The following is a 14,069-nucleotide window of genomic DNA, read 5'->3' as shown; positions in this document are numbered from 1 at the left end:
CACTGCAGAACCCTGTGGGAGCAAGCTTGCTTGCGATGACGGCGGCCCATCCGACCTCAATGTGCCAGACCGACCGCTGTCGCCAGCAGGCTGGCTCCCACAGTGAAGCTTGGGTGGACGCAGAATCTGTGGTCACTGCAGAACCCTGTGGGAGCAAGCTTGCTTGCGATGACGGCGGCCCATCCGACCTCGATGTGCCAGACCGACCGCTGTCGCCAGCAGGCTGGCTCCCACAGTTCTTGGTTGCACACCGACCTCTGTGGGAGCGAGCCTGCTCGCGAGAGGCCGGTGCCTTCAGCGCAAAGGCATCAGCTTGCCGGCAGGATCGAACGGTCCACCCGGACCGCCAACGCGCCTTTCACAGGCCCCGCCTCGAACACCGCATAGCCCTGTTTATCCACAACCCCCCGGGCCACCGGCCGTCCATCGGCCAGCAGCTCCAGCGGCGCCCCTTGCAGCGGTTGGCCCGAAGCCAGTTCCAGTTTCAATCTGATCGTCATCGCAGCGTTCCTCAATTCGTGTTGCCGGTCGGTTGATAGTTCTTGAGCAGCAGATAAGTGCTCCAGCCCCACCAGTCGTCGACGGTGGCGGTGTCGTTGAGGTTGTTCACGTCCTTGCGCCGCAGCACCTTGCCGTTCTCCAGGCGGAACAGCGGCGAGAAGTTGTTCTTCAGGTCCAGCACCGCCGTCAGGTCGGGGAGCCGTTGCAGCGCAGCGAAACCGGAGGCGGCCGGCACGCTGCCGCTGGCGTAGGCGGCGAAGACCTCGTCCGCCGACGCCTGCACCGCCTGGTTGACCTGCTGCCGGTTGTCGTTGTCGGCGGCCTCGAAGTAGCGCTTGTCGCCGAAGGCGCGCCATTGCTCGCCGCGGCCGTTGCGCACCTTGAGGCCGAACCGGCTGTCCTCGTCGTGCATGAAGCGGCTGACCAGCGAGCCCAGGTCGCTCGGCGTCACCACTGCGGCCATGGCCTTGCGCGGCACCCGCAGGTGGCCGGCGGAGAACAGGTCGGTGAGGTAATGGTCGGCGAACGCGTTCATGGCGTAGGCCCGTTCCAGCTGGCGCTCATCCTGGCCGGCGTGCGCCGCCGCAGCGGTCTGCAACGCGACGGTGTGCCCGGCGATGTAGGCGGCCCTGGCCCATTCGGCGAAGTGGTCGGCGTTGTTCGCCGCCAGTTTCAGGTAGCGTCCCAGCGGAATCAGCGCCGAAATGAAGCTGCCGCCGCCGGTGATCTTGTTCCACTCTTCCGACAACGTATCTCCTAACGCGTCGTAGGCTTCGTGGGGCGGTTTGCCGTCCTTGATCGCCTGTTTGACGGCGTCGATTTCTTTCTGCATCACCGCCAGGATCTGTGCGGCCTCGGCCCGGGACGCCGGGGTCGCGGCGAGGGTGTCGAATGCGGCGCTGAAGCGCTGCTGACGTTCCGCCGCGCTGGTGCCTTCATTGATCGGGCGATCCGCCACGCCGTAGAAGTCGCCGCCCAGCGAGATCACCTGGCCGTAGGTGAGGGCCAGGCCGTTGGGCAGGTGCAGCGGCACGCTGTGGGCGGGCACCGGCTCGCTGTTTTCCGTGAAGCGCAACCGGGTGTTGTCGCCGATGGCGGTGTGCTCGGCGCCTTCGAACCTCAGCGGTGGCTTGCCTTTGAGGGCCTTTTGCGCACGGGCGGGGGACGCTGCGACGTCGCTGTGGGCATCGGCGATGTGCAGCAGCAGGTGCGGCGCGTCAGGGTTGAAGGCGATGCCGTGTTCGGTGAACAGGTCGTCGAGACGGGCGACGGTCGGAGCGGGCCTTTCCTGGGGTTTCGGTGTGAGTCCGGACATTTCTTTCTCCTTGATATGTCGTCGGTAGATTCTTATTTAGCTGTATGGATATACAGCTAAATCGAGCCTAGTCGAGAAACCTCCCACGTCAAGAAACGATCTTGTCCGACAAAAAATGCCCCGCAGCGATGAAATGCAGTTGACGGTTGTCTTTTAAGTTGTACGATGACCTACAACTTCGGCCAAGGCTGAACAGTCCACTCACAAAAAACGTTGCTACAGGGTGTTCGAACAATGAATCCACAAGAACTGAAGTCCATCCTCTCCGCCGGCCTGCTGTCGTTCCCGGTCACCGATTTCAACGCCCAGGGCGATTTCAACCGCGCGGGCTACATCAAACGCCTGGAATGGCTGGCCCCGTATGGCGCTTCGGCCCTGTTCGCCGCCGGCGGCACCGGTGAGTTCTTCTCCCTGGCCGCCAGCGAATACTCGGAAATCATCAAGACCGCCGTCGACACCTGCTCAAGCAGCGTGCCGATCCTGGCCGGCGTCGGCGGCTCGACCCGCCAGGCCATCGAATACGCGCAAGAGGCCGAGCGCCTGGGCGCCAAGGGCTTGCTGCTGCTGCCGCACTACCTGACCGAAGCCAGCCAGGACGGCGTCGCCGCCCACGTCGAGGCCGTGTGCAAGTCGGTGAACATCGGCGTGGTGGTCTACAACCGCAACGTCTGCCGCCTGAATGCGCCGCTGCTGGAACGCCTGGCCGAACGCTGCCCGAACCTGATCGGCTACAAGGACGGCCTGGGCGACATCGAACTGATGGTGTCGATCCGCCGCCGCCTCGGCGACCGCTTCAGCTACCTGGGCGGCCTGCCGACCGCCGAAGTCTATGCCGCGGCCTACAAGGCGCTGGGCGTGCCGGTCTACTCGTCGGCGGTGTTCAACTTCATCCCCAAGACCGCGATGGACTTCTACCACGCCATCGCCCGTGAGGACCACGCCACCGTCGGCAAGCTCATCGACGATTTCTTCTTGCCGTACCTGGACATCCGCAACCGCAAGGCCGGCTACGCCGTGAGCATCGTCAAGGCCGGCGCCAGGATCGCCGGCTACGACGCAGGTCCCGTGCGCGCGCCGCTGACCGACCTGACCGGCGAAGAGTACGAAATGCTCGCCGCGCTGATCGACAAGCAAGGTGTGCAATAACATCCGCGACTGAATCGGGGCCGCTGAGCGATCAGCGGCCTTTTGCGTGAGGAGAACGACTCGTGACAAAGCGCTACGACAACTACATCAACGGCGAGTGGGTCGCCGGCACCGACTACTCGGTCAACATCAACCCGTCCGAACTGAGCGACGCCATCGGCGATTACGCGAAGGCTGACGTGACCCAGGTCCACGCCGCCATCGACGCGGCCCGCGCCGCGTTCCCGGCCTGGTCGGTCTCGGGCATCCAGGCCCGCCACGATGCGCTGGACAAGGTCGGCAGCGAGATCCTCGCCCGCCGCGAAGAGCTGGGCATCCTGCTGGCCCGGGAAGAGGGCAAGACCCTGCCCGAAGCCATCGGCGAAGTCAGCCGCGCCGGCAACATCTTCAAGTTCTTCGCCGGCGAGTGCCTGCGCCTGTCCGGCGACTACGTGCCGTCGGTGCGTCCGGGCGTCAACGTCGAAGTCACCCGCGAAGCCCTGGGCGTGGTCGGCCTGATCACCCCGTGGAACTTCCCGATCGCCATCCCGGCCTGGAAGATCGCCCCGGCCCTGGCCTACGGCAACTGCGTGGTGCTCAAGCCGGCCGATCTGGTGCCGGGCTGCGCCTGGGCCCTGGCCGAAATCATCTCCCGCGCCGGTTTCCCGGCCGGGGTGTTCAACCTGGTGATGGGCAGCGGCCGCGTCGTCGGCGAAGCGCTGGTCAACAGCCCGAAGGTCGACGGCATCAGCTTCACCGGTTCCGTGGGCGTGGGCCGCCAGATCGCGGTCAACTGCGTGTCGCGCCAAGCCAAGGTGCAGTTGGAGATGGGCGGCAAGAACCCGCAGATCATCCTCGACGACGCCGACCTCAAGCAGGCGGTCGAGCTGTCGGTGCAGAGCGCGTTCTACTCCACCGGCCAACGCTGCACGGCCTCCAGCCGCCTGATCGTCACCGAGGGCATCCACGACAAGTTCGTCGAGGCAATGGCCGAACGCATGAAGTCGATCAAGGTCGGCCATGCGCTGAAGACCGGCACCGACATAGGTCCCGTGGTGTCCCAGGCCCAGCTCGAGCAGGATCTGAAATACATCGACATCGGCCAGTCCGAAGGCGCGCGCCTGGTCAGCGGCGGCGGCCTGGTGACCTGCGACACCGAAGGCTACTTCCTGGCGCCGACGCTGTTCGCCGACAGCGACGCGTCGATGCGCGTCAGCCGCGAGGAGATCTTCGGCCCGGTGGCCAACGTCGTCCGCGTGGCCGACTACGAGGCGGCGCTGGCCATGGCCAACGACACCGAGTTCGGCCTCTCGGCGGGCATCGCCACCACCTCGCTCAAGTACGCCAACCACTTCAAGCGCCATTCCCAGGCCGGGATGGTGATGGTCAACCTGCCGACCGCCGGCGTGGACTACCACGTTCCGTTCGGGGGCCGTAAGGGTTCATCCTATGGCTCACGTGAGCAAGGCCGTTACGCGCAAGAGTTCTACACGGTCGTGAAGACCAGCTACATCGGTTCCTGACCACTGCGATACCTGTGGGAGCCGGCCTGCCGGCTCCCACAGGACAGACCCAAGAAAAGATTCACCCGCGCATAAAAACAATCAGTGGGAGTACATCTGCATGCAATCCTCCAAGCCGACTCACGTCCGCTATCTGATCCTGCTCATGCTGTTTCTGGTGACCACGATCAACTACGCCGACCGGGCCACCATCGCGATCGCCGGTTCCAGCCTGCAAAAGGATCTGGGCATCGACGCGGTCACCCTCGGCTACATCTTCTCCGCGTTCGGCTGGGCCTATGTGGCCGGCCAGATTCCCGGCGGCTGGCTGCTCGACCGCTTCGGCTCGAAAAAAGTCTATGCCTTGAGCATCTTCACCTGGTCGCTGTTCACCGTGCTGCAGGGCTTCGTCGGTGAGTTCGGCCTGTCCACCGCTGTGGTGGCGCTGTTCATGCTGCGTTTTCTGGTGGGGCTGGCCGAGGCGCCGTCGTTCCCCGGCAACGCGCGCATCGTCGCGGCGTGGTTCCCGACGGCCGAGCGCGGCACCGCGTCGGCGATCTTCAACTCGGCGCAGTACTTCGCCACCGTGCTGTTCGCGCCGCTGATGGGCTGGATCGTGTTCACCTTCGGCTGGGAGCATGTGTTCATCGTCATGGGCATCCTGGGCATCGCGTTCTCGCTGGTCTGGCTGAAAATCATCCACAGCCCGCGCCAGCACCCGATGGCCAACGAGGCGGAAGTGAAGTTCATCGCCGACAACGGCGGCATGGTCGACATGGACCAGAAGCAGGGCAAGCGGGCCGACGGCCCGAAATGGGACTACATCCGCCAGTTGCTGACCAACCGCATGATGCTCGGCGTGTACCTGGGCCAGTACTGCATCAACGGCATCACCTACTTCTTCCTGACCTGGTTCCCGGTGTACCTGGTGCAGGAACGCGGCATGACCATCCTCAAGGCCGGTTTCATCGCCTCGTTGCCGGCGATCTGCGGCTTCATCGGCGGCGTGCTCGGCGGGGTGATTTCCGACTGGCTGCTGCGCAAGGGCCATTCGCTGACCTTCGCCCGCAAGGCGCCGATCATCGCCGGCCTGCTGGTGTCCAGCAGCATCGTGGCCTGCAACTACGTCGAGGTGGAATGGATGGTGGTCGGCTTCATGGCCCTGGCGTTCTTCGGCAAGGGCGTCGGCGCGCTGGGCTGGGCGGTGGTCTCCGACACTTCGCCCAAGCAGATCGCCGGCCTGAGCGGCGGCCTGTTCAACACCTTCGGCAACATCGCCTCGATCACCACGCCGATCGTCATCGGCTACATCATCAGCTCCACCGGCTCGTTCAAGTGGGCGCTGGTGTTCGTCGGCGCCAACGCACTGGTCGCGGTGTTCAGCTACCTGGTGATCGTCGGCCCGATCAAGCGTGTGGTGCTCAAGGAGCCGCCGACCAACGGCGGATCCGAAGCCACCGGCAAATTGTCCCAAGCGCATTCCTGAGGAGCGGCGCCATGCAGTTGATTGAACATTCCGACTCGCCGCGCTACATCCGCCTGCACGAGCGTGACAACGTCGTGGTCGTGGTCAACGACCAGGGCGTTCCGGCCGGCACCGAATTCGCCGATGGGCTGGTGACGGTGGATTTCGTGCCGCAGAGCCACAAGGTCGCCTTGGAGGACATTCCCGAGGGCGGTCAGGTGATTCGTTACGGTCAGATCATCGGCTACGCCTTGCAGCCGATCTCCCGCGGCAGTTGGGTCAAGGAAGATCAACTGCGCATGCCGACCGCGCCGCCGCTGGACAGCCTGCCGCTGTCCACCGACGTGCCGCAGGCCCAGGCGCCGCTGGAAGGCTACACCTTCGAGGGCTACCGCAACGCCGACGGCACCGTCGGCACGCGCAACATCCTCGGCATCACCACCACGGTGCAGTGCGTCACCGGGGTGCTGGATCACGCGGTCAAGAAGATCAAAGAGGAACTGCTGCCCAAGTACCCCCACGTCGATGACGTGGTGGCGCTGACTCACAGTTATGGCTGCGGCGTGGCCATCACCGCCACGGACGCGTACATCCCGATCCGCACCGTGCGCAACCTGGCGCGCAACCCGAACCTGGGCGGCGAAGCGCTGGTGATCAGCCTGGGCTGCGAGAAATTGCAGGCCGGGCAGGTGATGCACGAGGACGACGCCTCGGTGGACCTGAGCGAGCCATGGCTGTACCGCTTGCAGGACGCCAGCCACGGCTTCACCGAAATGGTCGAGCAGATCATGGAACTGGCCGAGACCCGGCTGAAGAAACTCGACCAGCGCCGCCGGGAAACCGTGCCGGCGTCGGAACTGATCCTCGGCATGCAGTGCGGCGGCAGCGATGCGTTTTCCGGCATCACCGCCAACCCGGCGCTGGGGTACGCTTCGGACTTGCTGCTGCGGGCCGGGGCGACGGTGATGTTCTCCGAAGTCACCGAAGTGCGCGACGCGATCTACCTGCTCACCTCCCGGGCGCAGACCAAGACCGTCGCCGAGGAACTGGTGCGCGAGATGGACTGGTACGACCGCTACCTGGCCAAGGGCGAGGCGGATCGCAGCGCCAACACCACGCCGGGCAACAAGAAGGGCGGGTTGTCGAACATCGTCGAGAAGTCCCTGGGCTCCATCGTCAAGTCCGGCAGCAGCGCCATCAGCGGCGTGCTCGGTCCCGGCGAGCGGTTCAAGCACAAGGGGCTGATCTTCTGCGCGACCCCGGCCAGCGACTTCGTCTGCGGCACGCTGCAGCTGGCGGCGGGGATGAACCTGCATGTGTTCACCACCGGCCGCGGCACGCCGTACGGGCTGGCCATGGCGCCGGTGGTGAAGGTCTCGACCCGCACCGAGCTGGCGCAGCGCTGGCCGGACCTGATCGACATCGACGCCGGGCGGATCGCCACCGGGCGCGCGTCCATCGAGGAACTGGGCTGGGAGCTGTTCCGTTACTACCTGGATGTGGCGAGCGGCAAGCAGCAGACCTGGGCGGAGAAACACAAGCTGCACAACGACATCACCCTGTTCAATCCGGCGCCGATCACCTGATCGGGTGCAGGGCACTTGTGGCGAGGGAGCTTGCTCCCGCTGGACTGCGCAGCAGGCCCCTTCTGATGGCGAGACAGAAGGGCCGCTTCGCGCCCCAGCGTGAGCAAGCGCCCTCGCCACAGGATCCTCGCCGCAACAGACGCCGGAGGACTTGTGGCTTATCATTAGCCCCCTAACGACACCCATCCAAGGTTCCCCGGCATGCTGGCCATCTTCCTCGAAACCCTGAACATCACCGCGCCGGTGTTTGCCATGCTGTTTCTGGGTGTGCTGCTCAAGCGCATCGACTGGATCAACGACAACTTCATCCACACCGCGTCGGCCCTGGTGTTCAACGTCACCATGCCGGCGCTGCTGTTTCTGGGCATCCTCCATGCCGACCTGCACGCCGCCCTGCAACCGGCGCTGCTGATCTACTTCGCCATCGCCACGCTGGCCAGCTTCGCGGCGGCCTGGGGCTGGGCGATCTTCAGGTGCCCGCGCGAGGACCGCGGCATTTATACCCAAGGCGCGTTCCGCGGCAACAACGGGGTGATCGGCCTCGCGCTGGCGGCGAGCATGTACGGCGACTACGGGATCTCCCTCGGGGCGATCCTCGCGGCGCTGGTGATCCTGTTCTACAACACCCTCTCGACCATCGTGCTGGCGGTGTACAGCCCGGTGATCAAGTCCGACCCGTGGAGCATCTGCAAAAGCGTGGTCAGCAACCCGCTGATCATCAGCGTGATCGCGGCGGCGCCGTTCGCCTACTTCAAGATTGCCTTGCCCGGCTGGCTGGAGACCTCCGGCCAGTACCTGGCGCAGACCACGCTGCCGCTGGCGCTGATCTGCATCGGCGGCACACTGTCGCTGGCGGCGCTGCGCAAGAGCGGCAACATGGCGCTCAGTTCCAGCCTGGTGAAGATGGTCGGCCTGCCGGTGCTGGCGACGCTAGGCGCCTGGCTGTGGGGATTCCGCGGGGCGGAGCTGGGGATTCTGTTCCTGTACTTCGGCAGCCCGACCGCCGCGGCCAGTTTCGTCATGGCCCGTGCGGCGCAGGGCAACCACGAGTTGGCGGCGGCGATCATCGTCATGACCACGCTGATGGCGGCGGTGACCACCAACATTGGCATTTTCGTTTTGCAGTGGGGCGGGTGGATCTGACCTGCGGTTTGGGGGGGCGATGGCGCCCGATCAGGCGCCGGGAAACTCACTCAGGTTTCTGGTAAGCGTCGATCACTTCCTGCGCCGCCCGGAACGCATCGATCGCCGCCGGCACGCCGGCATACACCGCGCAGTGCAGCAGCGCCTCGCGGATCTCCTCCACGGTGCAGCCGTTGTTCAGCGCGCCGCGCACGTGGCCCTTCAGCTCCTGCGGGCACTTCAATGCCGTCAGCGCCGCGAGGGTGATCAGGCTGCGGGTCTTGAGCGGCAGGCCTTCGCGGTTCCACACGCCGCCCCAGGCGTGTTCGTTGACGAAGTCCTGCAGCGGCTGGGTGAACTCGGTGGCGTTGCCCAGGGCGCGGTCGACGAACGCATCGCCCATCACCTGGCGGCGGATCTCTACCCCGGTCTTCTTCGAATCGGTCATGGCACATCCCTCTTGTGGTGTTGGCGGCGCCAGGCGCGCACGGACGTGAAAAACAGGAACGCCAGCAGCGTCGGCAGCACATAAAACAGCATCAACCGCTCCAGCTTGCCCGCCAACGGCATGCCGGTGGTGAACGACAGTAGGTGCAGCCCGTAGGCCAGGTAGAGACCCAGCAGCAACAGGCCTTCGGCGCGGGTCACCCGGTAGCCGGAATAGAACACCGGCAGGCACAGCACGGCGACGCCGAGCATCACCGGCAGGTCGAAGTCCAGCGCATTGGGCGAGACCGACAGCGGCGTCGGCGACACCAGCGCGGTGAAGCCCAGCACGCCGAGCAGGTTGAACAGATTGGCGCCGATCACGTTGCCCACGGCGATGTCGCGCTGCCCGCGCAGGGCGGCGATCAGTGAGGTGGCGAGTTCCGGCAGCGAAGTGCCGACCGCCACCACGGTCAGGCCGATGATCCGCTCGGAGAAACCCAGGTCGGTGGCCACCGCCACGGCGGCGCCCAGCAGCAGGTGCCCGGCGAACACCAGCATGGCCAGGCCGCCGATGATCATCAGCACGCTCACCGGCCATGACGCCTGGGGATCGCGCGGGTGTTCGGCATGCGGGCGCGCCGAGTGCCGCGACTGGCGCTTGAGCAGGCCGAGGTACAGCGCCAGGGCGCCCAGCAGCACGAGGCCGTCGATGTGCCCCAGCTCTTTGTTCCAGGCCAGCGCGAACACCAGCAGGCTGGCGCCGATCATCAGCGGAATGTCCAGGCGCACCAGTTGCCGCGATACCCGCAGCGGGATGATCAGCGCCGACAGGCCCAGGGTGACGAGGATGTTGAAGATGCTGGCGCCGACCACGCTGCCGACGGCGATGTCGGGGTTGTGCGTCAGCGCGGCCTGCAGGCTGACCGCCATCTGCGGAGCGCTGCTGCCGAGGGCGACGAGGGTCAGGCCGATGATCAGCGGGCGCACGTGCAGTCGCGTGGCCAGGCGGACGGCGGCGCGCACCATCAGTTCGGCGCCGGCGATCAGCAGGATCAGTCCGCTGAGCAGTTCGATCACGCTGATCAGGGGCAGCTCGGCTAAGGCGAAAATGGTCGGCGCTCCATCAGTCGTCGAGGGCCTGCACCCGTACCCGGGCGGTGCCGCTGCCGATCATGCCCAGGCGCTGCGCGGCTTCGCGCGAGAGGTCGATCAGGCGCCCGCGGGTGTGCGGGCCGCGGTCGTTGATGCGCACGACGCAGGATCTGTCGTTTTTCAGGTTGGTGACCTTCACCCGCGTGCCGAACGGCAACTGGCGGTGGGCGGCGGTCAAGGCATTCTGGTTGAACGGCTCACCGCTGGCGGTGCGTTTGCCGTGGTGCTTGGCGCCGTAATAGGAGGCGACACCGGTCTGGTCGTAACCGTGCGGGTCGATGGTGTCGGTGCTGGCGCAGCCGGCCAGCAGGGAAAGCAGGGCGCAACTGATGAACAGACGCTTCATTCGAAGGTACTCAAAACTGATTGTGGCGAGGGAGCTTGTCGAAACGTCCCGCCGGCCGCGAAGCGGTCGCAAACCGGCAAACGCATACATACTGAAAGAATGCATTGTCCGATTTGGGCCCGCTGCGCAGACCCGCGGGAGCAAGCTCCCTCGCCACAGGGGATCAGAGCCAGTAACAAATGCTGGCTCCATTTTCATCAGCCTTCGAGCTTGCTTTTGAGCAGTTCGTTCACTTGCTGCGGGTTGGCCTTGCCCTTGGACGCCTTCATGGCCTGGCCGACGAAGAAGCCGAACATCTTGCCGCGCTTGGCTTCGTCCGCCGCGCGGTACTGCTCGACCTGCTCGGCGTTGGCGGCGAGCATTTCGTCCAGCACCGCGGAGATCGCGCCGGTGTCGGTCACTTGTTTGAGGCCGCGCTTGTCGATGATCTCGTCCGCGCTGCCTTCACCGTTGGCCATCGCCTCGAACACCACCTTGGCGATCTTGCCGGAGATGGTGTTGTCCTTGATGCGCTGCAGCATGCCGCCCAGCAGTTCGGCCGAGACCGGCGACTGCTCGATGTCCAGGCCCTGCTTGTTGAGCAGGCTGCCCAGTTCGACCATCACCCAGTTCGCCGCCAGCTTGGCGTCGCCGCTGATGCCCGCGACCTGTTCGAAGTAATCCGCCTGCTCGCGGCTGGTGGCCAGCACGTTGGCGTCGTAGGCCGACAGGCCGAACTGGCTCTGGAAGCGCTCGCGCTTCTGTGGCGGCAGTTCCGGCAGGGTGGCGCGCACCTCGTCCAGGTAAGCCTGTTCGATGACCACCGGCAGCAGGTCCGGATCGGGGAAGTAACGGTAGTCGTTGGCTTCCTCCTTGCTGCGCATCGGACGGGTCTCGTCCTTGTTCGGATCGTACAGGCGGGTCTGCTGGATCACTTTGCCGCCGTCTTCGATCAGGTCGATCTGGCGCTGGATCTCGGAGTTGATCGCCTTCTCGATGAAGCGGAACGAGTTGACGTTCTTGATCTCGCAGCGGGAGCCGAACTCGGCCTGGCCTTTGGGGCGGATCGACACGTTGCAGTCGCAGCGCAGCGAGCCTTCGGCCATGTTGCCGTCGCAGATGCCCAGGTAGCGCACCAGCGCGTGGATCGCCTTGACGTAGGCCACGGCTTCCTTGGCGCTGCGCATGTCCGGCTCGGAGACGATCTCCAGCAGCGGCGTGCCGGCGCGGTTCAGGTCGATGCCGGTGGCGCCGCCGAACTCCTCGTGCAGGCTCTTGCCGGCGTCTTCCTCAAGGTGGGCGCGGGTGATGCCGACGCGCTTGACCGTGCCGTCCTCCAGGGCGATGTCCAGGTGGCCCTTGCCGACGATCGGCAATTCCATCTGGCTGATCTGGTAGCCCTTGGGCAGGTCCGGATAGAAGTAGTTCTTGCGGGCGAACACGTTGTGCTGGCCGATCTCGGCGTCGATCGCCTGGCCGAACATTACGGCCATGCGCACGGCTTCCTGGTTGAGCACCGGCAGCACGCCGGGCATGCCCAGGTCGATCAGGCTGGCCTGGGTGTTCGGCTCGGAACCGAAGGTGGTGGAACTACCGGAAAAGATTTTCGACCGGGTGGTGAGCTGGGTGTGAATCTCCAGCCCGATCACGACTTCCCATTGCATGTGCGTCTCCTCAGAAGCCGGTTGGGGTGCGGGTGTGCCAGTCAGTGTTGAGCTGATACTGGTGGGCGACGTTCAACAGGCGACCTTCCTGGAAGTACGGAGCGAGCAGTTGCACGCCGACCGGCAGGCCGTCGACGAAACCGGCCGGCATCGACAGGCCCGGCAGGCCCGCGAGGTTGGCGGTGATGGTGTAGACGTCTTCCAGGTACGCGGCGACCGGGTCGCTGTTCTTGGCGCCGAGCTTCCAGGCCGGGTTCGGCGTGGTCGGGCCGAGGATGATGTCGACCTCATTGAACGCGGCCATGAAATCGTTCTTCACCAGGCGGCGGATCTTCTGCGCCTTCAGGTAGTAGGCGTCGTAGTAGCCGGCGGACAGCGCGTAGGCGCCGACCATGATCCGGCGCTGCACTTCCGCGCCGAAGCCTTCGCCGCGGGAGCGCTTGTACAGGTCTTCCAGGTTCTTCGGGGCTTCGCAGCGGTGGCCGAAGCGCACGCCGTCGAAACGCGACAGGTTGGAGGAGGCTTCGGCCGGGGCGATCACGTAGTACGCCGGAATCGCGTGCTGCATGTTCGGCAGGCTGATTTCCTTGATCACGGCACCGAGCTTCTGCAACTGCTGGATGCTGTCCTGGACCCGTTCGGCGATGCGCGGGTCGAGGCCGGCGCCGAAGTATTCCTTCGGCACGCCGATGCGCAGGCCCTGCAGCGAGCCGTTGAGGCCGGCGGTGTAGTCCGGCACCGGCTCGTCGATGCTGGTGGAGTCGTTCGGGTCGAACCCGGCCATGCCCTGCAGCAGGATCGCGCAGTCTTCGGCGGTGCGTGCCAGCGGGCCGCCCTGGTCGAGGCTCGACGCGTAGGCGATCATGCCCCAGCGGGAGACGCGGCCGTAGGTCGGCTTCAGGCCGGTGAGGTTGGTGAACGCGGCCGGCTGGCGGATCGAGCCGCCGGTGTCGGTGGCGGTGGCGGCCGGCAGCAGGCGTGCGGCCACGGCAGCGGCGGAACCGCCGGACGAACCGCCCGGCACGTGTTCCAGGTTCCACGGGTTCTTCACCGCGCCGTACCAGCTCGACTCGTTGGCCGAACCCATGGCGAATTCGTCCATGTTGGTCTTGCCCAGGGTCACGGTGCCGGCGGCGGCCAGCTTGGCGACCACGGTGGCGTCGTAGGGGGCCTTGAAGTTGTCGAGCATCTTCGAGCCGCAGCTGGTGCGGATGCCCTGGGTGCAGAACAGGTCCTTGTGGGCGATCGGCGCGCCGAGCAGGGCACCGTTCTCACCGTTGGCGCGGCGGGCGTCGGCGGCTTTCGCCTGGCCGAGGGCCAGCTCTTCGGTGAGGCTGATGAAACTGTTGATCTGAGGGTCGAGCTGGGCGATGCGCGCCAGCAGGGCCTTGGTCAGCTCTTCGGAGGAAAACTTCTTGTCGGCCAGACCGCGGGCGATCTCGGCCAGAGTCATGTGATGCATTGCAGGCTCTTTCCCTTTAGTCGATGACTTTCGGAACCAGGTACAGGCCGTTTTCGACCGCTGGTGCGATGGACTGATAGGCCTCGCGGTGATTGCTTTCGGTGACGACGTCGGCGCGCAGGCGCTGGCTGGCTTCCAGCGGGTGGGCCAGCGGCTCGATGCCGTCGGTGTCCACGGCCTGCATTTCGTCGACCAGCCCCAGGATGCTGTTGAGGGCCGAGGTGATGTGCGGAAGATCGGCTTCATTGAGGCCCAGGCAGGCCAGATGAGCGATTTTTTCCACGTCGGAGCGTTCTAGCGCCATCGGGATTCTCCAGTGGAAAACAGGACGGACGGCGTCCGTGTGTTAGATTGTCGGAACACTACCGCACTTCTACGGTCATAAGGCCGCTTTTCTGCGCACCAAGCCCCACAATCGCGG

13 protein-coding genes are annotated in these 14,069 nt (G+C 65.4%); 5 read left to right on the top strand and 8 right to left on the bottom strand.

Features of this window, described 5'->3' with window-relative positions:
• Positions 1-308 precede the first annotated feature (308 nt).
• Together ACIP0B_RS22025 and ACIP0B_RS22020 are read right to left on the bottom strand one after the other, a co-directional pair.
• The gene (locus ACIP0B_RS22025) at positions 309-500 is read right to left on the bottom strand and encodes a hypothetical protein (RefSeq protein WP_400835982.1); all 192 of its coding nucleotides are present in this window, start codon (positions 498-500) and stop codon (positions 309-311) included.
• A gap of 11 nt (positions 501-511) precedes the next feature.
• Positions 512-1,816: a phospholipase gene (locus tag ACIP0B_RS22020; RefSeq protein WP_400835980.1), complete on the bottom strand. Its 1,305-nt coding sequence runs from the start codon at positions 1,814-1,816 to the stop codon at positions 512-514.
• 234 nt (positions 1,817-2,050) lie between these two features.
• Here ACIP0B_RS22020 and kdgD point away from each other — a divergent pair, with 234 nt between their 5' ends.
• The 5 genes from kdgD to ACIP0B_RS21995 all read left to right on the top strand — a co-directional run bounded on the left by kdgD (position 2,051) and on the right by ACIP0B_RS21995 (position 8,637).
• Positions 2,051-2,962: a 5-dehydro-4-deoxyglucarate dehydratase gene (gene kdgD, locus ACIP0B_RS22015; protein WP_400835978.1), complete on the top strand. Its 912-nt coding sequence runs from the start codon at positions 2,051-2,053 to the stop codon at positions 2,960-2,962.
• 62 nt (positions 2,963-3,024) lie between these two features.
• Positions 3,025-4,464, top strand: coding sequence for an aldehyde dehydrogenase family protein (locus ACIP0B_RS22010; protein ID WP_085631720.1), 1,440 nt, complete (start codon positions 3,025-3,027; stop codon positions 4,462-4,464).
• Positions 4,465-4,564: 100 nt separating this feature from the next.
• Positions 4,565-5,929, top strand: coding sequence for an MFS transporter (locus ACIP0B_RS22005; RefSeq protein ID WP_085578548.1), 1,365 nt, complete (start codon positions 4,565-4,567; stop codon positions 5,927-5,929).
• 11 nt (positions 5,930-5,940) lie between these two features.
• Positions 5,941-7,494, top strand: a complete 1,554-nt coding sequence (gene garD / locus ACIP0B_RS22000; RefSeq protein ID WP_400835975.1) for a galactarate dehydratase — start codon at positions 5,941-5,943, stop codon at positions 7,492-7,494.
• A gap of 201 nt (positions 7,495-7,695) precedes the next feature.
• A complete protein-coding gene (locus tag ACIP0B_RS21995) occupies positions 7,696-8,637 on the top strand; it encodes an AEC family transporter (RefSeq protein WP_400835973.1) in 942 nt (313 codons plus the stop codon).
• A gap of 46 nt (positions 8,638-8,683) precedes the next feature.
• Here the strand turns inward: ACIP0B_RS21995 and ACIP0B_RS21990 are convergent, their stop codons facing one another.
• The 6 genes from ACIP0B_RS21990 to gatC form a co-directional block, all read right to left on the bottom strand.
• The gene (locus tag ACIP0B_RS21990) at positions 8,684-9,064 is read right to left on the bottom strand and encodes a carboxymuconolactone decarboxylase family protein (RefSeq protein WP_400835971.1); all 381 of its coding nucleotides are present in this window, start codon (positions 9,062-9,064) and stop codon (positions 8,684-8,686) included.
• A complete protein-coding gene (locus ACIP0B_RS21985; protein WP_400835969.1) occupies positions 9,061-10,122 on the bottom strand; it encodes a calcium/sodium antiporter in 1,062 nt (353 codons plus the stop codon). Before ACIP0B_RS21985 ends, ACIP0B_RS21990 begins: the two co-directional genes overlap by 4 nt.
• A 46-nt stretch (positions 10,123-10,168) precedes the next feature.
• Positions 10,169-10,543: a septal ring lytic transglycosylase RlpA family protein gene (locus ACIP0B_RS21980; protein ID WP_400835967.1), complete on the bottom strand. Its 375-nt coding sequence runs from the start codon at positions 10,541-10,543 to the stop codon at positions 10,169-10,171.
• Between the two features lie 197 nt (positions 10,544-10,740).
• Positions 10,741-12,186, bottom strand: coding sequence for an Asp-tRNA(Asn)/Glu-tRNA(Gln) amidotransferase subunit GatB (gene gatB, locus ACIP0B_RS21975; RefSeq protein ID WP_400835965.1), 1,446 nt, complete (start codon positions 12,184-12,186; stop codon positions 10,741-10,743).
• 10 nt (positions 12,187-12,196) lie between these two features.
• Entirely contained in the window at positions 12,197-13,648 is a 1,452-nt protein-coding gene (gatA, locus tag ACIP0B_RS21970; RefSeq protein ID WP_400835963.1) for an Asp-tRNA(Asn)/Glu-tRNA(Gln) amidotransferase subunit GatA, read from the bottom strand.
• Positions 13,649-13,664: 16 nt separating this feature from the next.
• Positions 13,665-13,952 carry an Asp-tRNA(Asn)/Glu-tRNA(Gln) amidotransferase subunit GatC gene (gene gatC / locus ACIP0B_RS21965; RefSeq protein ID WP_020297123.1) on the bottom strand — a complete coding sequence of 96 codons (288 nt, stop codon included), beginning with the start codon at positions 13,950-13,952 and terminating at the stop codon, positions 13,665-13,667.
• Positions 13,953-14,069 lie beyond the last annotated feature (117 nt).

Origin of the sequence: Pseudomonas sp. NPDC089534, assembly GCF_044749305.1 — a bacterium.
GTDB lineage: Bacteria > Pseudomonadota > Gammaproteobacteria > Pseudomonadales > Pseudomonadaceae > Aquipseudomonas > Aquipseudomonas ekonensis.
This window is presented reverse-complemented; position numbering and strand designations above follow the sequence as displayed.

Coding starts and splice junctions, on each gene's coding strand:
- ACIP0B_RS22025 (WP_400835982.1), bottom strand. CDS start 500: ATGACGATCAGATTGAAACTGGAACTGGCTTCGGGCCAACCGCTGCAA.
- ACIP0B_RS22020 (WP_400835980.1), bottom strand. CDS start 1,816: ATGTCCGGACTCACACCGAAACCCCAGGAAAGGCCCGCTCCGACCGTC.
- kdgD (WP_400835978.1), top strand. CDS start 2,051: ATGAATCCACAAGAACTGAAGTCCATCCTCTCCGCCGGCCTGCTGTCG.
- ACIP0B_RS22005 (WP_085578548.1), top strand. CDS start 4,565: ATGCAATCCTCCAAGCCGACTCACGTCCGCTATCTGATCCTGCTCATG.
- garD (WP_400835975.1), top strand. CDS start 5,941: ATGCAGTTGATTGAACATTCCGACTCGCCGCGCTACATCCGCCTGCAC.
- ACIP0B_RS21995 (WP_400835973.1), top strand. CDS start 7,696: ATGCTGGCCATCTTCCTCGAAACCCTGAACATCACCGCGCCGGTGTTT.
- ACIP0B_RS21990 (WP_400835971.1), bottom strand. CDS start 9,064: ATGACCGATTCGAAGAAGACCGGGGTAGAGATCCGCCGCCAGGTGATG.
- ACIP0B_RS21980 (WP_400835967.1), bottom strand. CDS start 10,543: ATGAAGCGTCTGTTCATCAGTTGCGCCCTGCTTTCCCTGCTGGCCGGC.
- gatB (WP_400835965.1), bottom strand. CDS start 12,186: ATGCAATGGGAAGTCGTGATCGGGCTGGAGATTCACACCCAGCTCACC.
- gatA (WP_400835963.1), bottom strand. CDS start 13,648: ATGCATCACATGACTCTGGCCGAGATCGCCCGCGGTCTGGCCGACAAG.
- gatC (WP_020297123.1), bottom strand. CDS start 13,952: ATGGCGCTAGAACGCTCCGACGTGGAAAAAATCGCTCATCTGGCCTGC.